21 protein-coding genes are annotated in these 22,626 nt (G+C 69.7%); 15 read left to right on the forward strand and 6 right to left on the reverse strand.

Annotated elements, in window-relative coordinates; translation table 11 throughout:
• Positions 1-68: 68 nt before the first annotated feature.
• The 4 genes from uvrA (at position 69) to VS93_RS03050 (ending at position 4,770) form a co-directional block, all read left to right on the forward strand.
• A complete protein-coding gene (gene uvrA / locus VS93_RS03035) occupies positions 69-2,903 on the forward strand; it encodes an excinuclease ABC subunit UvrA (protein WP_046468484.1) in 2,835 nt (944 codons plus the stop codon).
• A 77-nt stretch (positions 2,904-2,980) separates the two neighbouring features.
• Positions 2,981-3,484: an RDD family protein gene (locus tag VS93_RS03040; RefSeq protein ID WP_052745488.1), complete on the forward strand. Its 504-nt coding sequence runs from the start codon at positions 2,981-2,983 to the stop codon at positions 3,482-3,484.
• A gap of 79 nt (positions 3,485-3,563) precedes the next feature.
• On the forward strand, positions 3,564-4,265 hold the full coding sequence (locus VS93_RS03045; RefSeq protein ID WP_052745489.1) for an RDD family protein: 702 nt from the start codon (positions 3,564-3,566) through the stop codon (positions 4,263-4,265).
• A gap of 106 nt (positions 4,266-4,371) precedes the next feature.
• The gene (locus VS93_RS03050) at positions 4,372-4,770 is read left to right on the forward strand and encodes a Rieske (2Fe-2S) protein (RefSeq protein WP_046468551.1); all 399 of its coding nucleotides are present in this window, start codon (positions 4,372-4,374) and stop codon (positions 4,768-4,770) included.
• Positions 4,771-4,806: 36 nt separating this feature from the next.
• On the opposite strand, the gene VS93_RS03055 is transcribed toward VS93_RS03050, so the two are convergent.
• The gene (locus tag VS93_RS03055; protein ID WP_046468485.1) at positions 4,807-5,946 is read right to left on the reverse strand and encodes a mechanosensitive ion channel family protein; all 1,140 of its coding nucleotides are present in this window, start codon (positions 5,944-5,946) and stop codon (positions 4,807-4,809) included.
• Between the two features lie 260 nt (positions 5,947-6,206).
• On the opposite strand from VS93_RS03055, the gene uvrC reads away from it, so the two are divergent.
• The 9 genes from uvrC to VS93_RS03100 all read left to right on the forward strand — a co-directional run bounded on the left by uvrC (position 6,207) and on the right by VS93_RS03100 (position 16,195).
• Positions 6,207-8,321, forward strand: coding sequence for an excinuclease ABC subunit UvrC (uvrC, locus tag VS93_RS03060; protein ID WP_082126591.1), 2,115 nt, complete (start codon positions 6,207-6,209; stop codon positions 8,319-8,321).
• Positions 8,296-9,195: an RNase adapter RapZ gene (rapZ, locus tag VS93_RS03065; protein ID WP_046468486.1), complete on the forward strand. Its 900-nt coding sequence runs from the start codon at positions 8,296-8,298 to the stop codon at positions 9,193-9,195. The genes uvrC and rapZ overlap by 26 nt, the downstream gene beginning before the upstream one ends.
• A gap of 174 nt (positions 9,196-9,369) precedes the next feature.
• Positions 9,370-10,359 (forward strand): gluconeogenesis factor YvcK family protein, encoded by a 990-nt coding sequence (locus VS93_RS03070; RefSeq protein ID WP_082126578.1) that lies wholly within the window; start codon positions 9,370-9,372, stop codon positions 10,357-10,359.
• 280 nt (positions 10,360-10,639) lie between these two features.
• Entirely contained in the window at positions 10,640-11,620 is a 981-nt protein-coding gene (whiA, locus tag VS93_RS03075) for a DNA-binding protein WhiA (protein ID WP_046468487.1), read from the forward strand.
• A 382-nt stretch (positions 11,621-12,002) separates the two neighbouring features.
• A complete protein-coding gene (gene gap / locus VS93_RS03080) occupies positions 12,003-13,010 on the forward strand; it encodes a type I glyceraldehyde-3-phosphate dehydrogenase (RefSeq protein ID WP_046468488.1) in 1,008 nt (335 codons plus the stop codon).
• A 128-nt stretch (positions 13,011-13,138) separates the two neighbouring features.
• Positions 13,139-14,326: a phosphoglycerate kinase gene (locus tag VS93_RS03085; protein WP_046468489.1), complete on the forward strand. Its 1,188-nt coding sequence runs from the start codon at positions 13,139-13,141 to the stop codon at positions 14,324-14,326.
• 83 nt (positions 14,327-14,409) lie between these two features.
• A complete protein-coding gene (gene tpiA / locus VS93_RS03090; RefSeq protein WP_046468490.1) occupies positions 14,410-15,195 on the forward strand; it encodes a triose-phosphate isomerase in 786 nt (261 codons plus the stop codon).
• A gap of 271 nt (positions 15,196-15,466) precedes the next feature.
• Positions 15,467-15,703, forward strand: a complete 237-nt coding sequence (secG, locus tag VS93_RS03095; protein ID WP_046468491.1) for a preprotein translocase subunit SecG — start codon at positions 15,467-15,469, stop codon at positions 15,701-15,703.
• Between the two features lie 120 nt (positions 15,704-15,823).
• Positions 15,824-16,195, forward strand: a complete 372-nt coding sequence (locus VS93_RS03100; protein ID WP_082126579.1) for an RNA polymerase-binding protein RbpA — start codon at positions 15,824-15,826, stop codon at positions 16,193-16,195.
• 111 nt (positions 16,196-16,306) lie between these two features.
• Here VS93_RS03100 and VS93_RS30940 read toward each other — a convergent pair whose 3' ends face one another.
• The 5 genes from VS93_RS30940 to VS93_RS03125 all read right to left on the reverse strand — a co-directional run bounded on the left by VS93_RS30940 (position 16,307) and on the right by VS93_RS03125 (position 18,976).
• Positions 16,307-16,663, reverse strand: a complete 357-nt coding sequence (locus tag VS93_RS30940) for a cupin domain-containing protein (protein ID WP_156184656.1) — start codon at positions 16,661-16,663, stop codon at positions 16,307-16,309.
• Between the two features lie 23 nt (positions 16,664-16,686).
• Positions 16,687-17,058 carry a nuclear transport factor 2 family protein gene (locus VS93_RS30945; RefSeq protein WP_046468494.1) on the reverse strand — a complete coding sequence of 124 codons (372 nt, stop codon included), beginning with the start codon at positions 17,056-17,058 and terminating at the stop codon, positions 16,687-16,689.
• 113 nt (positions 17,059-17,171) lie between these two features.
• The gene (locus VS93_RS03115) at positions 17,172-17,744 is read right to left on the reverse strand and encodes a TetR/AcrR family transcriptional regulator (RefSeq protein WP_046468495.1); all 573 of its coding nucleotides are present in this window, start codon (positions 17,742-17,744) and stop codon (positions 17,172-17,174) included.
• Positions 17,741-18,064: a DMT family transporter gene (locus tag VS93_RS03120; RefSeq protein WP_046468496.1), complete on the reverse strand. Its 324-nt coding sequence runs from the start codon at positions 18,062-18,064 to the stop codon at positions 17,741-17,743. Before VS93_RS03120 ends, VS93_RS03115 begins: the two co-directional genes overlap by 4 nt.
• Positions 18,065-18,217: 153 nt before the next feature.
• Positions 18,218-18,976, reverse strand: a complete 759-nt coding sequence (locus VS93_RS03125; RefSeq protein WP_046468497.1) for an IclR family transcriptional regulator — start codon at positions 18,974-18,976, stop codon at positions 18,218-18,220.
• Positions 18,977-19,371: 395 nt separating this feature from the next.
• Here VS93_RS03125 and hutH point away from each other — a divergent pair, with 395 nt between their 5' ends.
• Positions 19,372-20,910, forward strand: a complete 1,539-nt coding sequence (gene hutH / locus VS93_RS03130) for a histidine ammonia-lyase (RefSeq protein ID WP_046468498.1) — start codon at positions 19,372-19,374, stop codon at positions 20,908-20,910.
• 15 nt (positions 20,911-20,925) lie between these two features.
• Positions 20,926-22,599, forward strand: a complete 1,674-nt coding sequence (gene hutU, locus VS93_RS03135; protein WP_046468499.1) for a urocanate hydratase — start codon at positions 20,926-20,928, stop codon at positions 22,597-22,599.
• Positions 22,600-22,626 lie beyond the last annotated feature (27 nt).

Below are 22,626 nucleotides of genomic sequence, written 5' to 3' on the forward strand. Positions count from 1 at the left end.
AGTCGTTACCGTTGAATGGTCCACGCCGCGCGGCGAGTCGGGGCGAGCCGAAGGGGCTGGTTTTGCAGATGGCCGAACAGCTGGTGATCCGGGGCGCCCGGGAGCACAACCTCAAGGACGTTTCGCTCGATCTACCGCGTGACGCCATGATCGTTTTCACCGGGCTGTCGGGTTCGGGGAAGTCCTCTCTGGCCTTCGACACGATCTTCGCCGAGGGCCAGCGCCGTTATGTGGAGTCGCTCTCCGCCTACGCCCGGCAGTTCCTCGGCCAGATGGACAAGCCCGACGTCGATTTCATCGAGGGGCTGTCCCCGGCGGTCTCCATCGACCAGAAGTCCACCAGTCGCAACCCGCGCTCCACTGTCGGCACGATCACCGAGGTCTACGACTACCTGCGCCTGCTGTGGGCCCGCGTCGGCGTCCCGCACTGCCCCGAGTGCGGCAGGGAGATCGCCCGGCAGACCCCGCAGCAGATCGTCGACCGCGTCCTCTCCATGGCCGAGGGCACCCGCTTCCAGGTGCTCGCCCCGGTGGTGCGCGGACGCAAGGGCGAGTACGTCGAGCTCTTCAAGGACCTGCAGACCAAGGGTTTTACCCGGGCCAGGGTCGACGGCGCCACCGTCCGGCTGGACGAAGCCCCGGCGCTGAAGAGGTACGAGAAGCACGACATCGCCGTGGTGATCGACCGGCTCAGCGTCAAGGAGTCGGCGAAGAAGCGCCTCACGGACTCCGTCGAGACTGCGCTGCGACTGGCGGCGGGCACGATCGTGCTGGACTTCGTCGATCTGCCCGAGGACGACCCCGAGCGCGAGAAGGTCTTCTCCGAGCACCTGCACTGCCCCTATGACGACCTCTCCTTCGAGGAACTGGAACCGCGCTCCTTCTCCTTCAACTCGCCCTACGGTGCCTGCCCGGACTGCACCGGTCTCGGCACCCGCATGGAGGTCGATTCCGAGCTGCTCGTCCCCGACCCCGCGAAGACGCTGTCGGAGGGCGCGATCGCCCCGTGGTCGGGCGGGCACGCCTCCGAGTACTTCGGCCGGCTGATGCGGGCGGTGGGCGACGCCATCGGCTTCGATCTGGACACCCCGTGGGAGCGGCTGCCCAAGGCGGCACGCAAGGCGCTGCTCGAAGGACACGACACCCAGGTCAACGTGCGCTACCGGAATCGCTTCGGGCGGAGCCGCTCCTACTACACTGACTTCGAGGGCGTCATCCCCTGGGTGAAGCGCCGGCACTCCGAGAGCGAGAGCGACTTCGGCCGCGAACGGCTCGAAGGGTACATGCGCACGGTGCCGTGCCCCACTTGCCGGGGCGCGCGCCTCAAGCCGGTCGTCCTGGCCGTGAAGGTCGGGGGAGCCTCGATCTCCGAGGTCTGCGCCCTGCCCCTGAACGAGTGCGCGGAGTTCCTGCGCGGCCTCAGGCTGAGCGAGCGCGACCAGGTCATCGCCGCGCAGGTGCTCAAGGAGATCAACGCCCGGCTGGGCTTCCTGCTCGACGTCGGCCTGGACTACCTCAATCTGGAGCGCCCGGCCGGATCGTTGTCCGGCGGTGAGGCGCAGCGCATCCGGCTGGCCACGCAGATCGGCTCCGGCCTCGTCGGTGTCCTGTATGTCCTGGACGAACCCTCCATCGGCCTGCACCAGCGCGACAACTTCCGGCTGCTGGAAACGCTGCGGAGGCTCCGCGACATCGGCAACACGCTGATCGTGGTGGAGCACGACGAAGAGACCATCCGTTCCTCCGACTGGGTCGTCGACATCGGGCCGGGCGCCGGGGAACACGGCGGCGACGTCGTCGTCTCCGGGCCCGTCGAGGAGTTGCTGTCCGCGGGCACCTCCGCCACCGGCGACTACCTCGCGGGCCGCCGCTCCATCGAGGTGCCCGAGCGCAGGCGCCCCGTGGTCAAGGGCCGTGAACTGGTCGTGAAGGGCGCGCGGGAGAACAACCTGCACGACCTGGACGCCGTGTTCCCGCTGGGCGTGTTCACCGCGATCACCGGAGTCTCCGGTTCCGGAAAGTCCACCCTGGTCAACGAGATCCTCTACAAGGGGTTGGCCAAGGAGCTGCACGGCGCGCGCGCCGTGCCGGGTCGACACACCCGTGTCAACGGGCTCAACCAGGTCGACAAGGTCGTGCACGTCGACCAGAGCCCGATCGGACGCACCCCGCGGTCCAACCCGGCCACCTACACCGGCGTCTTCGACCACATCCGGAAGCTCTTCGCGCAGACCAGCGAGGCGAAGGTGCGCGGGTACCAGCCCGGCCGGTTCTCCTTCAACATCAAGGGCGGTCGCTGCGAGGCCTGCGCCGGCGACGGGACGATTCGGATCGAGATGCAGTTCCTCCCGGACGTGTACGTCCCCTGCGAGGTCTGCCACGGTGCCCGCTACAACCGCGAGACGCTGGACGTGCACTACAAGGGCAAGTCCATCGCCGACGTCCTGGAGATGTCGATCGAGGAGGCGCTGGAGTTCTTCGAGCCGATCTCGGGGATCCGCCGGCACCTGCAGACCCTCAACGACGTCGGGCTGGGGTACGTCCGGCTGGGCCAGTCGGCCACCACGCTCTCCGGGGGGGAGGCCCAGCGGGTGAAGCTCGCCTCCGAACTGCAGCGTCGTTCCACCGGACGCACCGTCTACGTACTGGACGAGCCCACCACCGGCCTGCATTTCGAGGACATCCGCAAGCTGCTCGGTGTGCTGAACCGGCTGGCCGACAACGGCAACACCGTCATGGTCATCGAGCACAACCTGGATGTCATCAAGACCGCCGACCACATCATCGACATGGGGCCCGAGGGCGGATCGCGCGGTGGCACGATTGTCGCCACCGGAACACCCGAAGACGTCGCGAAGGTCCCCGACTCCTACACCGGGCAGTTCCTGAGCAAGATTCTGTAGGCGCCCGCTGCTCTGTGGGGCCCACGGGCGCCTCTCGCGTGCGCCGACCACACCGGACTTCTGGAGACGAGGGGCTGATGAACGACGCGCGCGGGCCTCATCCGGCCGGCCCCGGGCGGCGGGTGCCGGCCAGGCTCATCGATCTGCTGGTCATCGGTGCCATTGGTGCGCTCATCAGCACGGTTGTGGTCCGCACGGTTCCCGGCGGAGAGGATCCCATGCGATTGGAGTTCCCCGCCGGCTTCGTGCTGTCGCTCGTCGTGTTCCTGGCTTACGTTGGCTACGAGGTGGTGCTCACGTCCCTGTACGGCGCGACGCCCGGGAAGCTCCTCTGCGGGGTGCGCACCATCTCCGCGGACGGCGCCGCGAGGCCGGATGTGGACGCCGTCGCCAAACGCTCCGCGGTGCTGTACCTTTCGGTGCTGTTCAACTGGGTGCCGCTGCTCGGCCTGCTGGCGCTGGGAGTCTCGGTCTACGCCGTGGTCTCCGCGTTCCTGGACCGCCCGCGGCGCAGAGGGCTGCACGACCGGGTGGGCGGTACTGCGGTGGTGACCAGTTCGCCGCACTCGGTATCGTCGTAGACTGCCGACGGGCGCGGGAGCGGACCGCGGCGCGTTCCCTCTCCCCGCTCTATGATTCCTCCAAGGAGGTCCGCCCCCTATGAACTATCCTCCACCGCCGCGGAACGAGGGCATGGGAGCCCCGTTCGAGCAAGGGGGGTCCTGGCCGCGGGGACGGACCGGTGGACCGGAGTCGCCGGACACCGCCTACGACCCGCAGTCCGAGACGCGGGAACCCTACTCCGGTGCGGCGTGGGACGAGCCGAGCGGCCGCGGTACGGCCGATCCGGGAACGGACGGCCGCTACCCGTTGGCGGGATGGGTGCGGCGGGCGGTCGCGCGGCTCGTCGACTGGACGGTGGTGGCCGTCCCGACCGGCGTCGCCGCCGCGCTCATCGGTTTCGTGTGGATCGGCGCGCAGGCGGTGATCGCGGGATACGGGGAGAGCGCGATCAGCCGCAACTTCGGGCTCATCTTCAGCGTCTGCTGCTTCGTCGTCCTCGTCGGGTACGACACCGTCTCCGTCAAGAAGCAGCGCCGCACGATCGGCAAGCGGTTGATGGGCCTGGAGGTCGCGCCGCTCAGCAGTGCGGGCCACCGCGGGCCGATTCCGGTGGCGTCCATGGTGGCGCGGGCCGCGCTGCTCAACCTGGTGTTCCTGTTCATGTGGAGTCCCAGGGTGTTCGCGCTGGCCTGGCTGCTCTTCGTCGTGTTCATCGCCCTGTGGCCGCTGTGGAGCGGTCCCAACCGTCAGGGGATGCACGACAGACTGGCGGGCACCCTCGTGGTCCGCGTCGGCTGACCGGACTCGACGGCGCCCGGCGGAACGCCTCGCACCAGGTACTACAGTCTGTAGTGCCTAAGGCGAGCGAAGGGGAGCAGCGATGGAGACCCGGGCCGGATGCGGGATGAGCCGGCGCCGACTGCTCGGCGCGGCCGGCGCGGCGGGGGCCGCGGCTGCCGGCGCGGGCGCCTGCACCGGCGCTGAGAACCGTCCCGAGCCCCAGGACGCCGTACGCGGCCGGGTGATCGCCCAGACGACAGAGGTTCCCGTGGGCGGCGGGATCGTCGTGATCGACGGCAAACTCGTCCTCACCCAGCCCGAGGAGGGCGAGTTCAAGGCCTACACGGCCGTGTGCACGCACAGGGGATGCACGATCCAGGAGGTCAACGAGCACATCCGGTGCCTGTGCCACGGCAGCCGGTTCGACATCTCGACGGGCGAAGTGGTGCGGGGGCCGGCGACCGAGCCGCTGAAGACCTTCGGGGTGACAGTGGAGGGCACCGACATCAGACTCGACGCCTGAGGGCCGTTCGTGCAGCGGGAACGGCGCGGAACCGGGCTATTCGCCGTCGCCGTCCGTAACTCCGTTGGAGCCGTGGCCGCCAGTGTAGGAACGGGAGCGGGGAAAAGCGGGGTCGGGGAGTACCGCGGCGTAGGCATCATCGCCGTCGAAGGTGCTGAACTCGGTGCGGTTGCGTGGCAGCGCCTCGGGGAAGTTCGTCTGGATGTAAGTGATCATGTGCTCGCGCAGTTCGCAGCAGAGGTCCCAGCGGGCGTCGGAGTCGGGGACGGTGACGACGGCGCGCAGTTCGACCAGGCCGCCGTCGAGGATGTCGGTGGCCTGCAGGCCCCAGCGGCGGCCGTCCCACAAGGGGTGCTGGGTGACGAACGCGCCGATCTCCTCGCGGATCTGCTCGATGGGGACGTTCCAGTCCAGGCGCAGCATCACCCAGCCGGTGATGGAGGTGCCCTGCTTGGTCCAGTTCTCGAAGGGGTTGGTGGTGAAGTGGGAGACCGGGAGCACCAGCCGGCGCTCATCCCACAGCCGCAGGGTGACGTTGGTGAGGCTGAGTTCCTCGACCCGGCCCCACTCGCCCTCGAAGACGACGATGTCGTTGAGCCGCAGCGAGTCGCTGAAGGCCAACTGGAGTCCCGCGAACAGGTTGCCCAGGACGGACTGCGCGGCGATGCCGGCGACCACCGAGAGCAGACCGGCCGATGCCAGCATCCCGGCGCCGAGCCCGCGGACGGCGTCGAAGGTGAGCATGATCGCTGCGAAGGCCACGAATCCGATGATGGTGGCCACCGTCCGGCGCACCAGCCGGACCTGGGTCTGCAGCCGGCGGGCCCGGCGGTCGGCGTCGCCGTTGGTGTGGGCGAGCTTGTTCAGGACGGTATCGGTGATCGCGTAGGCGATCGAAAGCGCCAGCCAGGTCAGCGCGGCGATCATCGCGATGATCAGGGCATGATCGATCACGTCGTAGACCTGGGCGTCCATCTCGTTCCTGGAGGGCCTCGCTATGTTCACGCCGACCACAGCGGCGGCGGCATAGGCGGAGTACCGGCAGCGCTGCACCAATGGGCCGGCCACCGTCCACACCTTGGACAGCTGGTGGGTCAGGAGCCAGTGCATCACTGTGACCACGAGCACGGAGACCGCGACGGCGACGCCGATCATGATCCACTGCGTGAGGTCCACGGATTTGTTCCCCTTCACGAAGTAGGGCGACGTGTCAGTACTCGCTCAATCTAGGCCATGGAGATGCGAAATCGTGACGTTTGACCGGTGGGTAAAGAACTGGTCCGCTGGTCAGCGGCCGAAGGTGAGCGCCTGGACGAGCGCCGCAGGGTGACATCGAGCACGTTACCTCTCCCTGATCTCCCGGCATCCCACCCGCCCCGTCCTCCTTCCGCCGAACAGGTGGCCGCAGGCCGGAACGAGCGACCACAATGGGATGCATGGCAGCCCGACCCCATCTCCGGCCCAGTCCCGGTTCGATCCCCACCTCCCCGGGGGTCTACCGTTTCCGCGACGCGCACGGCCGGGTGATCTACGTGGGGAAGGCGAAGAACCTGCGCTCCCGGCTGTCCTCCTACTTCCAGGACTTCGCCGCCCTGCACCCCCGCACCCAGACCATGGTCTCCACCGCCGCCGACGTCGACTGGACGGTCGTGGGCACCGAAGTGGAGGCGCTGCAGCTGGAGTACTCCTGGATCAAGGAGTACGACCCGCGCTTCAACGTGCGCTACCGGGACGACAAGAGCTACCCCTACCTCGCGATCACACTCGGCGAGGAGTTCCCCCGGGTGCAGGTTATGCGCGGGGCCAAACGCAAGGGTGTCCGCTACTTCGGCCCCTACTCCCACGCGTGGGCGATCCGCGAGACCGTGGACCTGCTGCTCCGGGTCTTTCCGGTGCGTACCTGCTCGGCCGGGGTGTTCCGCAGTGCCCGCAACAGCGGGCGGCCGTGCCTGCTCGGCTACATCGACAAGTGCTCCGCCCCGTGCGTGGCCAGGGTGGACGCCGACGAACACCGGCGGCTGGCCGAGGATTTCGCCTCCTTCATGGCCGGCGACACCGGGCGGTTCATCCGCCGGCTGGAGCAGAGCATGCGCGAGGCCGCCGCCGAGGAGGAGTACGAGCGCGCGGCCCGGCTGCGCGACGACATCCAGGCGCTGCGGACCGCGCTGGAGAAGCAGTCGGTGGTGCTCGGCGCGTCCACCGACTGCGATGTCATCGCCTTCGCCGAGGACCAGCTCGAAGCCGCCGCCCAGGTGTTCTACGTGCGCGGCGGTCGTATCCGCGGGCAGCGCGGGTGGGTCGTGGACAAGGTCGAGGACGTCGACACGGGAGAGCTCGTCGAGCGGTTCCTCGCCCAGACCTACGGTGAGGTCGAGCCCGAGAACGGCACGGGGGCGGTGATCCCGCGCGAGGTCCTGGTCTCCGCCCCGCCCGCCGACCGGGAGGCGGTAATCGCCTGGCTCGGTGAACTCCGCGGCGGAAACGTGGACGTGCGGGTGCCGCAGCGGGGTGACAAGAAGACCCTGCTGGAGACCGTGCGCAAGAACGCCGAGCAGGCGCTCGTCCGGCACAGGACACAGCGCGCGGGCGACCTCACCACGCGCAGCCGCGCCCTCGGCGAGATCCAGGAGGCGCTCGGACTGGAGGAGGCGCCGTTGCGCATCGAGTGTTTCGACGTCTCCAACCTCATGGCCGAGCACGTCGTGGCGTCCATGGTGGTGTTCGAGGACGGCCTGGCGCGCAAGCCCGAGTACCGGCGTTTCAGTATCCGGGGGCTGAGCAGGGGCTCCTCCGAGCAAAACGATGTCGCATCGATGCACGAGGTCATCAACCGCCGGTTCACCCGGTACCTGGAAGCGAGCCGGCGCCACGGTGAGCTCGGCCGGATGGGCGAGGACATCCACGACGACGCGGAGGACCCCGCGGAGGCCCGGCGGGCCGGCAGCGCCGCGGCGCAGGACGAGCCGCCCACGGCGCCCGCGAAGTTCGCCTACCCGCCCAACCTGGTCGTGGTGGACGGCGGCCGTCCCCAGGCGAGAGCAGCGCAGCAGGCTCTGGACGAACTCGGCATCGACGACGTCGCGGTATGCGGTCTGGCGAAACGGCTGGAGGAGGTGTGGCTGCCCGATGAGGAGGACCCGATCATCCTCCCGCGTACCGGGGAGGGGCTGTACCTGCTGCAGCGGGTGCGCGACGAGGCGCACCGCTTCGCCCTGGCCTACCACCGGCAGAAACGCGCCAAGGCGCTCACCGGAAGCGTGCTGGACGAGGTTCCGGGCCTGGGGCCCGCGCGGCGCAGTGCGTTGCTGAAGCGCTTCGGGTCGGTGAAGCGGCTCGCGGCGGCCACGACGGAGGAGATCGCGGAGGTTCCGGGGATCGGGAGGCGGACGGCCGAGGCCGTCCAGGCGCGGTTGAACGGCGACGGCGATACCGGGAGCAGTACGATCGGCACTACTACCGGCAACGGGGGTACCGGAGAAGCGCCGACCGCGGCGCCCGCCCCGGTGGACGCCGGTGAGCGAGAGCATGGGGGAGTACCAGGTGGCGAATAATCTCAACGGTGAGCTTCCACCGGAGATCGTCATTGTCACGGGGATGTCGGGGGCCGGTCGGAGCACCGCCGCGCGGGCGCTGGAGGATCTGGACTGGTTCGTCGTCGACAACCTGCCTCCTGGACTGCTGCCCACCATGATCGACCTGGCGGGGCGGACCCACGGCGCGGTCCCCCGAGTCGCCGCGGTCGTCGATGTGCGCAGCATGGCCTTCACCGAGGACCTGCTGTCCACCGTGGAGCAGCTGCGGGGACGCGGTATCACCGCCCGCGTGGTGTTCCTGGAGGCGAGCGACGAAGCACTGGTGCGCCGGTTCGAGAGCGTCCGGCGCCCGCACCCCCTGCAGGGCGACGGCCGGCTCACCGACGGCATCTCGCGGGAGCGGGAGACGCTGCGCGCCATCAGGGGAGAGGCCGACCTGGTCATCGATACCTCCCAGCTGAACGTGCACCAGCTCAAGGCGAAGGTGATCGGCTTCTTCGGTGAGACGGAGGAGGCGAAGCCGCGGGCGAACATCGTCTCCTTCGGCTTCAAGCACGGCCTGCCGGTCGACGCGGACCTCGTCCTCGACTGCCGATTCCTGCCGAACCCGCACTGGGTGCCCGAGCTCCGTCCGATGAACGGCCGCGACGCCGCCGTGCGCGAGTACGTTCTGGCGCAGAACGGCGCCAAGGAGATGCTGGACTCCTACACCGAAGTGCTGCGGCTCATCGTCGCCGGGTACCAGCGCGAGGGCAAGCATTACATGACGCTCGCCGTCGGCTGCACCGGAGGTAAGCACCGCAGTGTCACCATGGCGGAGCGCTTTGGCGAACGGCTGCGGGAGCAGGGCTTGGACGTGCACGTGGTACACCGGGATCTGGGCAGGGAGTGAGCCGGACACCGCCCGACACAGGGGCCGCGGAACCGGGCGGGCGGCCGACCGGCCATCCGGTTCCCGACGTCGCCCCGGTCGGCGGCGGTGGTGCCGGGGCGCCGCCTCACGTCATGGGCGTGTGTCCGATATATCCCGAAAACGGCGAGTCGTAGGCGGATTCAGAGGTCAGGAATGAGCGAGGCGGATGCGCGGCGCGCGGGGGACGAGCCGAACGGCGACGCCCCGCCCCCACGGGTGGTGGCCCTGGGCGGCGGACACGGCCTCTACGCCTCCCTGTCGGCCCTGCGGCGTGTCACCACGGACGTCACGGCCGTGGTCACGGTCGCCGATGACGGGGGCTCCAGCGGCCGTCTCCGCCGGGAACTGGGTGTGCTGCCGCCGGGAGACCTCCGTATGGCGCTGGCGGCGCTCTGCGGGGACGACGAATGGGGGCACACCTGGAGCGAGGTGATCCAGCACCGCTTCCGCTCCGAGGGGGAGCTGCACGGCCACGCCGTGGGCAACCTGCTCATAGTCGCGCTGTGGGAGCTGCTCGGCGACTCCGTGGCCGGCCTCGACTGGGTGGGCCAGCTGCTGGGTGCGCACGGCCGCGTGCTGCCGATGTCGTCGGTGCCGCTGGACATCGTGGCCGAGGTAGCGGGGGTCGACCCGGCCCACCCGAACGACATCACCATCGTGCGCGGTCAGGTGGCCTGCGCCAGCACGCGGGGACGGGTGCGGTCGATCTCGCTGATCCCCGAGACGCCGCCGGCCTCGACCCAGGCGGTAAAGGCGGTGCGCGAGGCCGACTGGGTGGTGTTCGGCCCCGGTTCGTGGTTCACCAGTGTGCTGCCGCACCTGCTGGTTCCGGATCTCGCCGAGGCGCTGGTGACCACCAAGGCGCAGCGGATCGTGGCGCTGAACCTCTCACCGCAACAGGGCGAGACCGACGATTTCCGGCCGGAGACCTACCTGGAGGTCCTCGCCGCACACGCCCCGGAACTGAGTGTGGACGTTGTACTGGCCGACAGCTGGGTAGTGGACGACCACGACCAGCTGAACCAGGCGGTCAAACGCCTCGGCGGCCGTCTCGTGCTGGCCGAGGTGGGGGCCGATGACGGTTCGCCGCGGCACGACCCCGACCGGCTGGCCGCGGCCTACGACGACATCTTCCAGGGCTGACCGCCTTCCGCGCGCAGAGTCCCGGACCGGAGCCGGCCCGCGGGGCGGTGTTCGCGGGTGCCCCGGCTGCACCGGGCTCCGCGGAGGCGGTGAAGGCCGGCGGATGCGGCATTCGGAGTGGACCCGGCCGAACCCGCAGGTAGCGACTCGCGCATCGATCAGGGATATTGGACACGCGGTCAGGGGCGTGGCGAAGTGGCGCCAGGCCAGTAGTCTGCGACCGAAGGGCACAGGTCCACCGCACCCGCGGTGGTGGAGTTCCAGGGGGAGGACCGCATTCATGGCGATGACCGGCGTGGTGAAGGACGAACTGAGCCGGCTTTCCGTTCTCAAGCCATGCTGCCGAAAGGCCGAGGTGTCCACGATCCTGCGCTTCACCGGCGGGCTGCACCTGGTGGGCGGGCGCATCGTGATCGAGGCCGAACTCGACACCGGCGCGGCCGCGCGGCGGCTGCGCAAGGACATCTCCGAGGTCTTCGGGCACGAGTCAGAGGTCGTCGTCCTCTCCCCCAGCGGTCTCCGCAAGGGGAACCGCTACGTTGTCCGGGTCATCCGGGACGGCGAGAGCTTCGCCCGGCAGACCGGACTGATCGACAACAACGGCCGCCCGGTCCGGGGGCTTCCGCGGCATGTGGTGGCCGGCGGGCCCTGCGACGCCGAGTCGGCGTGGCGCGGCGCCTTCATCGCGCACGGCTCGCTGACCGAACCCGGGCGGTCGATGTCGCTGGAGGTCACCTGCCCCGGCCCCGAGGCGGCGTTGGCGCTCGTCGGATCGGCCCGCCGGTTGAAGGTGCACGCCAAGGCGCGGGAGGTGCGCGGCGTGGACCGCGTCGTGGTGCGCGACGGCGACTCCATCGGCGCCCTGCTCACTCTGCTGGGAGCGCATCAGAGCGTGCTGGCGTGGGAGGAGCGCCGGATGCGCCGCGAGGTCCGGGCGACCGCGAACCGGCTGGCCAACTTCGATGACGCCAACCTGCGGCGCAGCGCCCGGGCGGCCGTTGCCGCCGGTGCCCGCGTGGAGCGGGCACTGGAGATCCTCGGCGAGGAGGCACCGGAGCACCTGGTGGCCGCGGGCCGGCTCCGGCTGGCGCACAAGCAGGCGTCCCTGGAGGAGTTGGGCCAGCTCTCCGTGCCGCCGTTGACCAAGGACGCCATCGCCGGCCGGATCCGCCGGCTGCTCGCCATGGCCGACAAGCGCGCCTGCGAGCTGGGGATCCCGGGAACCGACGCGAACCTCACCCCGGACATGTTGGTCTCCTGAAGCCGCGTTTCACGGAGTGGCCAGAGGTTATGAGGAGGAGTGCGGGGGTTCGCCCGCATGTCCGGGCTGACCGCACCGACTCGGCGGCTTCCCAAAGCGGTGCCGTACGGGGATCGATACCGGTTCTGATGTGCGGTTCTGTGACGGCGAGCCGGAACTGGAAAACTTCGTAAATGGTCTAGACCGGTCTTGGTTCGCGGTGCGAGTATGGTTCCCGCATGCTCCGGGAGGGACCCGGTTTCGCCGCGGGGGCGGCGCGGTCGCTCGCTGTGCGCGACGATAGGGTCGGTTGCGTATCCCGGACGCACATTCTTCGCGGTCCGGCGCGCTGCGCCGGGAGCGCGTCAGCGACACACACGAACACGTGAGGAGACTGGTTACCGTGACCATCCGTGTAGGCGTGAACGGCTTCGGTCGGATCGGCCGTAACTTCTGGCGCGCGGCGCAGGCGGCCAACGGCAGTGGCGTCGAGATCGTCGCGGTCAATGACCTCACCGACAAGGCCACCCTCGCGCACCTGCTCAAGTACGACACCGTGCTCGGCACCCTCGAGGGCGACGTGGAGGTCGGCAGCGACAGCATCCGCGTCGGCAACACCACGACCAAGACCCTCGCGGAGAAGGACCCCGCCAAGCTTCCGTGGGGCGACCTCGGGGTGGACGTCGTGGTGGAGTCCACCGGCATCTTCACCAAGGCCGAGGACGCCAAGAAGCACATCGAGGCCGGCGCCAAGAAGGTCATCATCTCCGCCCCGGCCAAGGGCGAGGACCAGACCATCGTCATGGGCGTCAACGACGAGGACTACGACCCGGCCCAGCACCACGTGCTGTCCAACGCATCCTGCACCACCAACTGCGTGGCGCCGATGGCCAAGGTCCTGCTGGACAACTTCGGCATCGTCAAGGGCCTGATGACCACCACGCACGCGTACACCAACGACCAGGTCATCCTGGACTTCCCGCACAAGGACCTGCGTCGCGCCCGCGCCGCCGCGCAGAACATCATCCCCACCACGACGGGCGCGGCGAAGGCGACCGCGCTGGTGCTGCCGGAGCTGCAGGGCAAGCTGGACGGCATCGCCATGCGCGTCCCGGTTCCCGACGGCTCGGTCACCGACCTGGTGGTCGAGGTGGAGCGCGAGGTCTCCAAGGAGGATGTCAACGCCGCGTTCAAGGCGGCCGCCGAGGGACCGCTCAAGGGCATCCTGAGCTACACCGAGGACCCGATCGTCTCCTCCGACATCGTCGGCACGTCACCTTCCTGCACCTTCGACGCCGGCCTGACCATGGTCTTCGGCAACCAGGTCAAGATCATCGGCTGGTACGACAACGAGTGGGGCTACTCCAGCCGCCTCGTGGACATCACCAAGATGGTCGGCTCGAAGCTGTAAGCCCTGAGTCTCCCGACCGTGTGGAGCGCGGGAGTGGCGCCCTCTCCGGTGCGAGGGGGCGCCACCGTTCTTCGGCCGCGTTCTTCCGCGTTCCCCCCTTTCTTCGCCCTTTCGACAAGGAGAACAGCATGCGGACGATCGAGGACCTCGACGTCTCGGGCCAGCGCGTGTTCGTCCGGGCCGATCTGAACGTGCCGCTCGACGGCGGCCGCATCACCGACGACGGCCGGATCCGGGCCAGCCTGCCCACCATCGACAAGCTGCGCGAGCGCGGCGCCCGCGTCATCGTGGCCGCGCACCTCGGCCGGCCCAAAGGCGAGCCCGCCCCGAAGTTCTCGCTGCGGCCTGTCGCCGCACGCTTGGGCGAACTCCTCGGTACCGACGTCGCCTTCGCCGCAGACACAGCGGGTGAGTCGGCCCGCGCCGTGAGCGGCGGGCTGGCCGACGGTGACGTCGCGCTGGTGGAGAATCTGCGCTTCGAGCCGGGGGAGACCAGCAAGGACGATGCCGAGCGCGACGAGTTCGCCGGCCGTCTCGCCGCGCTGGCCGACCTCTACGTCGGTGACGGCTTCGGCGCGCTGCACCGCAAGCACGCCAGCGTCTACGACCTTCCCCGGCGCCTGCCCCACGCTGTCGGCGACCTCGTGCTGGCCGAGGTGGAGGTGCTGCGCAGGCTCACGGCCCGCCCTGAGCGTCCCTACGCGGTGGTACTCGGCGGCGCCAAGGTCTCCGACAAGCTCGCTGTCATCGACAACCTGATCGGCACCGCCGACCGCCTGCTGATCGGCGGCGGCATGGCCTATACGTTCCTCAAGGCCAAGGGGTACGAGGTGGGGGCCAGTCTGCTTGAAGCAGACCAGATCGGCACGGTCAAGGGGTACCTGGACCGCGCCGAGAAGGAGGGGGTGGAGATCGTCCTCCCGGTGGACGTCGTCGCCGCGGACGGCTTCTCCGCGGACGCCCCCCATGAGCCGACGACCGTCGACTCCATTCCGGCCGAGCGCATGGGGCTGGACGTCGGCCCTGAGACGCGGAAGCTGTTCGCGGCCAAGCTCGCCGACACCGCGACCGTTTTCTGGAACGGCCCCATGGGTGTCTTCGAGATGGAGCCGTTCTCGCACGGTACGCGGGCACTGGCGCAGGCGCTCAGTGAGTCCGCCGCCTTCACCGTCGTCGGCGGGGGCGACTCGGCTGCGGCTGTGCGCGCGCTCGGCTTCGAGGAGGAGCGGTTCGGGCACATCTCCACGGGTGGCGGTGCGAGCCTGGAGTACCTCGAGGGAAAGACCCTGCCCGGGATCGAGGCCCTGGAGGCCTGAGACCGGCGACCTGACGACCGCGCGTACCTGGTGCACGCGGTTCCCATCGGAACACCCCTGCAGATACGGGTTTGAGGACTGACATGGCAGAGCCCAAGCGCACACCGCTCATCGCGGGCAACTGGAAGCTGAACAACAACCATCTCGAGGCCATATCGCTGGTCCAGAAGCTGGCGTTCTCACTTGAGGACTCCGACTTCGACCACACCGAGATCGTGGTGCTTCCGCCGTTCACCGCCCTGCGCAGCGTGCAGACCCTGGTGGACGGGGACAAGCTGCGGACCCGCTACGGCGCGCAGGACATCTCCCAACACGAGAAGGGGGCCTACACCGGCGAGATCTCCGGGGCCATGCTGGCCAAGCTCGGCTGCTCCTATGCGCTGGCCGGGCATTCCGAGCGGCGCGAGTACCACAGCGAGGACGACGCCGTCGTCAACGGCAAGGTCAAGGCCGCGTTCGCCAGCGACATCACCCCGATCCTGTGCCTGGGAGAAGGGCTGGAGGTGCGCAAGGCGGGCGGCCATGTCGCGCACACCATCGCCCAGCTGGAGGGGGCGCTGGCCGGTATCACCGCGGAGCAGGCCGCCCGGCTGGTCGTCGCCTACGAGCCGGTCTGGGCCATCGGCACCGGTGAGGTGGCCACCCCCGAGGACGCCCAGGAGGTCTGTGCGGCGCTGCGCGCGCGCCTGGGCGAGCTGTACCCCTCGGAGGTGCCCCAGTCGACGCGGATTCTCTACGGCGGTTCGGTGAAGGCCGACAACATCGCCGGGATCATGGCCAAGAGCGATATCGACGGTGCTCTTGTCGGCGGCGCGAGCCTCAAGCCCGACGAGTTCGTCAAGCTGGTTCGTTTCCGCGATCAGGGGTAACCTTTCGTTCCAGCGCGGCGGCATATGCGCCCCGGCGGGCGCGAACCGCGGGCCCTTTCCGCACCCGGCGGTACGGTAAAGGGGCTAGACTGCGCGGAAGGTTTTCCGAACAGCCTGGCCTGTGCCGTTACGGCGCGCAGTAAAATTGAGAATTGTCCCCGGTCCCTCCTCCGCGCCGGGCCCTCGGCCAAGCCGAGCGGCGAGAACGCGGTCGTGGGGCTCTAGGTCGTCCATTCCCCCGCGCTCGCGGGGGTGAGCAACGGGTGAGCGTGTGATCGTCGGTCTGTCCATCTTCGTGATGCTCTGCAGTGTGCTGCTGATTCTGCTGGTGCTCCTCCACAAGGGCAAGGGCGGTGGCCTCTCCGACCTGTTCGGCGGCGGCGTCACCTCCTCACTCGGGGGATCCTCAGTGGTGGAGCGCAACCTTGACCGGCTGACGATCGTTACGGCGCTCATGTGGATCGTGTGTGTGGTCGGGCTGGGGCTGCTGATCAGCAGGGGCGCTTAACGCCCCCTCGAGAACCCGCGTCCACGTGGGGCGGGCACGAGACCCCTGAACGGTCCGCCGCGCGGGTGCGAACACCAGGTTTTCCCCTTCACCGGGGCACGTCCGCCGAAGGAGTTTTTCGTGGGTAGTGGTAGCGCCATACGTGGCAGCCGCGTCGGCGCCGGTCCGATGGGAGAGGCTGAGCGCGGCGAGTCCGCACCGCGGATCAGGGTCCCGTTCTACTGTGCCAACCAGCACGAGGTCGTTCCGAGTTTCGCGAACGAAGCCGCGGTCCCTGAGGAGTGGGACTGCCCTCGGTGCGGCTTCCCCGCAGGCAAGGACCCGCAGAACCCGCCGTCCCCTCCGCGTACCGAGCCGTACAAAACCCATCTGGCCTATGTGAAGGAGCGCCGCACGGAGGAGGAGGGCAGACTCATCCTCGACGAGGCCCTCGCCAAGCTGCGTGCCGACCGGGCCGAGGTCGAGGCGCACATGCGGGCCACCGCCAACTAGTCCGCACATGCGGGTCGCACACGTATCGCGCCCGGTGACTCCGAAGGGCCACCGGGCGCCGTTGCTCCGCCGCCTCCGGTCACGGCGCGACCGGTGTCGGGTGGCGGTGGGCTAGCGCTCGGCGTAGTGGGTGGCGCCTCCCCAGTCGATCATGGTCACCGGCTCGTCGCCGACCACCCACGCGTCGTGCCCGGGAGGCGTGTGGGCCACCTCTCCCGGTCCTACCTCGAACTCCGTCCCGTCGGCCATCCGGACGCGCAGAGTCCCCGAAACCTGGTAGGCGAAGTGGTCGTTCTGGCACAGGTCCGTGCCGGCGATCGGCTTCACGTCATTCGACCAGCGCCACCCCGGTTCGAGCTGGAAACGTCCGATCATTCCTCCGTCCACGCGGATGATGTCGAGATGTCCGTGACCGAAGCTCCGGGTCTCGTCGGGGGTGGCGAAGTCCGCGTGCTGCGCACCGCTCATAGTGCTCATTCTCCGGTGCCCCCCTACTCGTCCCATGCCTCGACGCTCGTGTGCCGGATGATGCGGCCGTCCTTGAGGTCGAGCATCGAAATACCGAGCACCTGGGTCCCGTCGGGGTAGGTGCACAACTCCTCGTATGCGGCCCGGTCGCCCTCTACGACGACGTTCCGCAGCTTGTGCTGCATATCGCGGCCGAAAACGTCGCGCAGGGCCTCTTCGATCTCCTTGCGCCCGCGGCGGGTGAGCGGCGATTTCGGCGTCGCGTGCCGGTTGACGGTCCGCATCTCGGCCTCCTCGGCAAGGAGGTCGAGCATCGCCTCGACGTCCCGCTCCTCAAGCGCGCGACGCAGCTGCTCCGTGTCGAACCGGCGACCGGTCGATTCTTTGATCGCCATAGTGTTTCCTTCCTCTTCGTGCTCCCGCTCTTTATGTCAAGCGTGCGCCCGGCGTGTGACGCGTGTCCCTCAAAGCGGGGTCATCTCTTCTGAAAAGAGCCAGGAAGGAGCCCTTATCCGGCTTCCGTCGCCTTTACGCCGCGTATCAGGGCCTCCAGTGCCGCGTGCAGCTCCTCGGCGTCGGGGGGCGGGTCGCGGGTGAGCATCCGGACGTACAGGCCGTCGATCGCGGCCGAGATCGCGAGCCGGGCCGCCGGGTCCGGCGTGCACCGGGCGGCGACGGCGTCCAGTGCCCGTGGCCAACGCTGCAGTTCTTCGCGCAGCCCGGGCCGATCGGCGGCCATCATGCAGAACTGGTACTCGGCCACCGCGCGTCCCCGGTCCTGACCGAGACCGTTCGCCATCACCTTCGCGAGCGCTCTCGGTATCTCCTCCGGGGCGTCGGGGAGGGTCTGCACCTGGGCGATGTAGCTGTCGTTGGCCTCCCGCAGCACCGCGAGCAGCATGTCGTCGATGCCGCCCAGGTGGTAGGTCGCAGCGGGGGAGGGAAGCCCCGCCTCGGCCGCCACCGCACGGTGGGTCAGACCGTTGAGGCCGCTGCGTCCGATGACACGGAGCGCCGCGTCCAGCAACCGGCGACGCCGCTGCTGGGACTTGGCCGGTCGTCCGCGAGCGGGAAAAGTCAATGGCGGCCTCCCATCTCCAGCAGCGTCACACCACCGATCACCAGGATGATCCCGCCGACCTGGGCCCAGGTCATGCTCTCTCCGAGGAAGAGTGCACCGATGACCGCCACGAGCGCCACTCCGACCGAAGCCCAGATCCCGTAGGCCACACCGAGCGGGATCCCGCGGGTGAGTCCCTGGGAGAGCAGGTAGAACGCCATGACATAGCCGGCGACCACGATCACCGACGGAACCGGTTTGGTGAACCCGTTCGAGAGTTTGAGCGAGACCGTTGCCGTGACCTCGCCCAGGATCGCGAATGCGAGGAACACCCATCCCATGGGATCTCCTAATGTCCGGGCCGAAAATGAAACAGATGTTTCATTTTATGCACATGAAGGCCGGTGCGTCATCGGTCGGCGCGGCGGGTCCGGTGCGGGAGCCGCTCCGGGGAGTGATCCGAAGGGCCACGCCCCGGCGGGGCCCATGTGGGGCTAAGGGCGCTTCCCGCCGAGTTTGCGGGTCAGTTCAGAGGCCGCGTCGCGCACACCGGAGGCCAGGGCGGTGAGGGTGACCGGGCGAGCGCTGGGCACAGTCAGGCTGATCGCGGCCACAGGTGTGCCGTTGTGGTCGAAAGCGGCCGCGGCGACCGACGAGAACCCTTCGGTCACCTGGCCCTCCTCGCTCGACCAGCCCCGCTGCCGCTCGTGGGCGAGGAGATCGCGCAGTTCGGCCGGTGACGCGGGGCCGGCCCCGGTGCGGTCGACGAAGCTGCCGGCCCCCGGGTAGAGCGCTCGCACCTGGGCCCTCGGCAGGTGCGCCATAAGGGCGCGTCCCGACGCGGTGAGGTGGGCGGGCAGCCGCACCCCCACGCCGGTGACGAGCGTCGGCGCCTGCGGCGGCTGCTCCTTGAGGAGGTAGAGGGTGTCGGCGCCGTGCAGCACGCCCAGGTGGGCGGTGGCGCCGGTCTCCTTGGCCAGGTCGCCGAGCAGTGGGCGGGCGAGGCGTTCCAGGGGGTCGTGCCGCAGGTAGGCCGAGCCGATCTCGAACGCCGCCACGCCCAGCCCCCATCGCCGCTCCTCGGGCAGGTGGATGACGAAGCCCTCTCCGGCCATGGCCTCCAGCAGCTGATAGGTGCTGGAACGCGGCAGGTTCAGTTCGGTGGCGATGGCGGACGCGGAGACCGGTCCGGGGCGGGTGGCGAGGAACCGCAGCAACCGCAGGGCCCGGGTGGCCGCCGGAACGTGACTCATTAGCCGATTGTGGCACGGTATGTGTCGGAGTCCGGAAACGGGGGAGTCGGCGGGACTCACCAGAGAGAAGCGGGCGCCGGGCCGTGAGCGCCGCTGTCGCGACGGCGCCGCCGTTCCCCGGAGGCGCGGTCGCTCTGGTTCAACGTTCAACGAAGTTTGCTAATTTGGACCCGACGCCGAGACTTTCCCCGAATGTGCGTGTCCGTCCCACGCACCGCGCAGGGCGCCCCACTGTCGCAGTGGGGCACCCTGTGTTATCCGGTCCCGCTGTCGCGGTGCCGACGCGGCCGGAAACAGGGCCGTGGACCTCCGTACGACACCGTGTGATCTGAGATCTCGGACATCAACGTCGTTTCAAGCTCGCGCGCCGGGCACTGAGGGCGTGCAATGGAGGCATGCCCACCTGGATCGCTGTCGGCCGTGAGCCGTTGACTCCCGAAGACATCGTCGCCGTCGCCCGCCATGACGCGGAGGCGCGCCTCACCGAGGACGCACGCAAGGCGCTCGCCCAAGGGCGCGAGCGGGTGCGGTCGCTGGCAGCGGGAAAGGACCCCGCCTACGGGGTCAGTACCGGGTTCGGCGCACTGGCCACCCGGCACATTGAGGCGGACCTGCGCGCCCGGCTGCAGCGCTCGCTCATCCGCTCGCACGCGGCCGGCGCCGGCGCCGAGGTCGAACGGGAGGTGGTGCGTGCACTGATGCTGCTGCGGCTGCGCACGCTCGCCTCGGGCGGCTCCGGTGTCCAGGTGCGGACCGCCGAGGCGCTGGCCGCGATGCTCAACGCAGGCATCACCCCGATCGTCCACGAGTACGGCAGCCTCGGGTGTTCCGGCGACCTCGCACCGCTCTCACACGTCGCCCTCGCGCTGATGGGGGAGGGCGAGGTCCGCGGCGCGGACGGCGAACCGGTCCCCGCCGCCACCGCACTGCGCGATGCGGGGCTGCAGCCGGTCGAACTCGCCGCCAAGGAAGGGCTCGCCCTCATCAACGGCACGGACGGCATGCTCGGCATGCTGCTGCTGGCCTGCCACGACCTGAACGGGTTGCTGCGTGTCGCCGACGTCACCGCGGCGATGAGCGTCGAGGCGCTGCTCGGGACCGACCGCGTCTTCGCGGCCGACCTCCAGGCGCTTCGCCCGCACCCGGGACAGGCCGCCGCGGCGGCCAACATGCTCGCGCTGCTGCACGGCTCGTCCATCGTCGCCTCGCACCGGGGGCCCGACTGCACCCGGGTGCAGGACGCCTACTCGCTGCGCTGCGCGCCGCAGGTCGCTGGAGCCGCGCGCGACACCCTCGCGCACGCCGAGACGGTGGCCTCCCGAGAGCTCGCCGCCATCATCGACAACCCCGTGGTGCTGGACGACGGCCGGGTCGAGTCCAACGGCAACTTCCACGGCGCGCCTGTCGGCTACGTGCTGGACTTCCTGGCCATCGCGGTGGCCGACGTCGCCTCCATCGCCGAACGCCGCACCGACCGGATGCTCGACGTCGCCCGCTCGCACGGCCTGCCCGCTTTCCTCGCCGACGACCCCGGGGTGGACTCCGGTCACATGATCGCCCAGTACACCCAGGCCGCGATCGTCTCCGACCTCAAACGCCTCGCTGCCCCGGCCAGCGTCGACTCCATCCCCAGTTCGGCGATGCAGGAGGACCACGTCTCCATGGGCTGGTCGGCGGCGCGCAAGCTGCGCCGCGCGGTCAGCGGCCTGGCCACCGTCCTCGCCGTGGAACTGCTCACCGCGGCCCGCGCCCTGGACCTGCGCTCCCCGTTGCAGCCCGCCCCGGCCACCGCGGCCGTCCGCGACACCGTACGGGAACGCGTGCCCGGACCGGGGCCGGATCGCTACCTGGCCCCCGAGATCACGGCCGCCACTGACCTCGTCACCGACGGCTCCGTTCTCGCCGCCGCCGAATCCGTCACCGCGCTCACCTGAACCGGAGGTCCCGAAATGAGCACCACGAACGCGATCCGAGGTCCACGACCCGTCCGGGCCCCGAGGGGAACCGCGATCTCCGCCAAGGGGTGGCAGCAGGAAGCCGCGCTGCGGATGCTGCACAACAACCTGGACCCCGAAGTGGCCGAGCACCCCGACGAGCTCATCGTCTACGGCGGCACCGGCAAGGCCGCCCGCGACTGGGCCTGCTTCGACCGGATCTCGGCGTCGCTGCGCAACCTGGAGCACGACGAGACGCTGCTGGTGCAGTCGGGCCGCCCGGTCGGGATCCTGCGCACCCATGAGTGGGCGCCCCGGGTCCTCATCGCCAACGCCAACCTGGTCGGCGACTGGGCGAACTGGGAGGAGTTCCGCCGCCTGGAGTCGCTCGGCCTCACCATGTACGGGCAGATGACGGCCGGGTCGTGGATCTACATCGGTACCCAGGGCATCCTGCAGGGGACCTACGAGACCTTCGCGGCGGTCGCCGCCAAGCGCTTCGCCGGCGGCCTCGCCGGGACCATCACACTCACCGCCGGGCTGGGCGGGATGGGCGGCGCCCAGCCGCTCGCGGTCACCATGAACGGCGGCGTCGCCATCGTCGTGGAGTGCGACGCCAGCCGGATCGACCGGCGCATGGAGACCCGCTACCTGGATGCGCGTGCCGAAGACATCGATGAAGCGCTGCGGCTGGCGGTGGAGGCGCGCGACGCCCGCCGCCCGCTCTCCATCGGACTGCTCGGCAACGCCGCCGACATGCTGCCCGAGTTCCTCCAGCGGGGCGCTCCGATCGACGTCGTCACCGACCAGACCTCCGCGCACGACCCCCTCTCCTACCTGCCGAGCGGCGTGCGCTTCGGACAGTGGCGGGAGTACGCGGCGGCCAAGCCCGAGGAGTTCACCCGGCGGGCCCGGGAGTCGATGGCGGCCCACGTGGAGGCCATGGTCGGGTTCGCCGACGCTGGGGCCGAGGTGTTCGACTACGGCAACTCCATCCGGGGGGAGGCCAGAACCGCGGGATACGCACGGGCCTTCGACTTCCCCGGGTTCGTCCCCGCCTACATCCGCCCGCTGTTCTGCGAGGGTAAGGGGCCCTTTCGGTGGGCGGCGCTGTCCGGGGACCCCGCCGACATCGCCCGCACCGACCGGGCCGTCCTCGACCTCTTCCCGGAGAACGAGGCGCTGGGCCGCTGGATCCGGATGGCGGGGGAGAAGGTCGCCTTCCAGGGGCTGCCGGCCCGGATCTGCTGGCTCGGCCAGGGCGAGCGCGCCGCGGCCGGACGGCGGTTCAACGAGCTCGTGGCATCGGGGGAGATCAGCGCACCGCTGGCGATCGGCCGCGATCACCTCGACACCGGATCGGTCGCCTCTCCCTACCGCGAGACAGAGGCCATGAAGGACGGTTCCGACGCCATAGCGGACTGGCCGCTCCTCAACGCTCTGGTCAACACCGCCTCAGGCGCTTCGTGGGTGTCCATCCACCACGGTGGCGGGGTCGGCATGGGCCGTTCGCTGCACGCCGGCCAGGTGAGCGTCGCCGATGGCACCGATCTCGCGGCGGCGAAGCTGGACCGGGTCCTCACCAACGATCCGGCCATGGGGGTCATCCGGCACGTCGACGCCGGTTATTCCGAGGCCGGAGCGGTCGCCGCGCGCCACGGTATCCGCCTCCCGATGAACGAGGGGTAGACGGCGCCGCCCGGCGACACCACCGGC

The sequence above is a fragment of the Allosalinactinospora lopnorensis genome, from assembly GCF_000981225.1.
In the GTDB taxonomy this organism is placed as follows: Bacteria; Actinomycetota; Actinomycetes; order Streptosporangiales; family Streptosporangiaceae; genus Allosalinactinospora; species Allosalinactinospora lopnorensis.

What these genes read in the sequence shown, in the direction of transcription:
- uvrA (WP_046468484.1), top strand. Translation starts at nt 69, where the DNA reads ATGGCCGAACAGCTGGTGATCCGGGGCGCCCGGGAGCACAACCTCAAG.
- VS93_RS03040 (WP_052745488.1), top strand. Translation starts at nt 2,981, where the DNA reads ATGAACGACGCGCGCGGGCCTCATCCGGCCGGCCCCGGGCGGCGGGTG.
- VS93_RS03045 (WP_052745489.1), top strand. Translation starts at nt 3,564, where the DNA reads ATGAACTATCCTCCACCGCCGCGGAACGAGGGCATGGGAGCCCCGTTC.
- VS93_RS03050 (WP_046468551.1), top strand. Translation starts at nt 4,372, where the DNA reads ATGAGCCGGCGCCGACTGCTCGGCGCGGCCGGCGCGGCGGGGGCCGCG.
- uvrC (WP_082126591.1), top strand. Translation starts at nt 6,207, where the DNA reads ATGGCAGCCCGACCCCATCTCCGGCCCAGTCCCGGTTCGATCCCCACC.
- rapZ (WP_046468486.1), top strand. Translation starts at nt 8,296, where the DNA reads ATGGGGGAGTACCAGGTGGCGAATAATCTCAACGGTGAGCTTCCACCG.
- VS93_RS03070 (WP_082126578.1), top strand. Translation starts at nt 9,370, where the DNA reads ATGAGCGAGGCGGATGCGCGGCGCGCGGGGGACGAGCCGAACGGCGAC.
- whiA (WP_046468487.1), top strand. Translation starts at nt 10,640, where the DNA reads ATGGCGATGACCGGCGTGGTGAAGGACGAACTGAGCCGGCTTTCCGTT.
- VS93_RS03085 (WP_046468489.1), top strand. Translation starts at nt 13,139, where the DNA reads ATGCGGACGATCGAGGACCTCGACGTCTCGGGCCAGCGCGTGTTCGTC.
- tpiA (WP_046468490.1), top strand. Translation starts at nt 14,410, where the DNA reads ATGGCAGAGCCCAAGCGCACACCGCTCATCGCGGGCAACTGGAAGCTG.
- VS93_RS30940 (WP_156184656.1), bottom strand. Translation starts at nt 16,663, where the DNA reads ATGAGCGGTGCGCAGCACGCGGACTTCGCCACCCCCGACGAGACCCGG.
- VS93_RS30945 (WP_046468494.1), bottom strand. Translation starts at nt 17,058, where the DNA reads ATGGCGATCAAAGAATCGACCGGTCGCCGGTTCGACACGGAGCAGCTG.
- VS93_RS03120 (WP_046468496.1), bottom strand. Translation starts at nt 18,064, where the DNA reads ATGGGATGGGTGTTCCTCGCATTCGCGATCCTGGGCGAGGTCACGGCA.
- VS93_RS03125 (WP_046468497.1), bottom strand. Translation starts at nt 18,976, where the DNA reads ATGAGTCACGTTCCGGCGGCCACCCGGGCCCTGCGGTTGCTGCGGTTC.
- hutH (WP_046468498.1), top strand. Translation starts at nt 19,372, where the DNA reads ATGCCCACCTGGATCGCTGTCGGCCGTGAGCCGTTGACTCCCGAAGAC.
- hutU (WP_046468499.1), top strand. Translation starts at nt 20,926, where the DNA reads ATGAGCACCACGAACGCGATCCGAGGTCCACGACCCGTCCGGGCCCCG.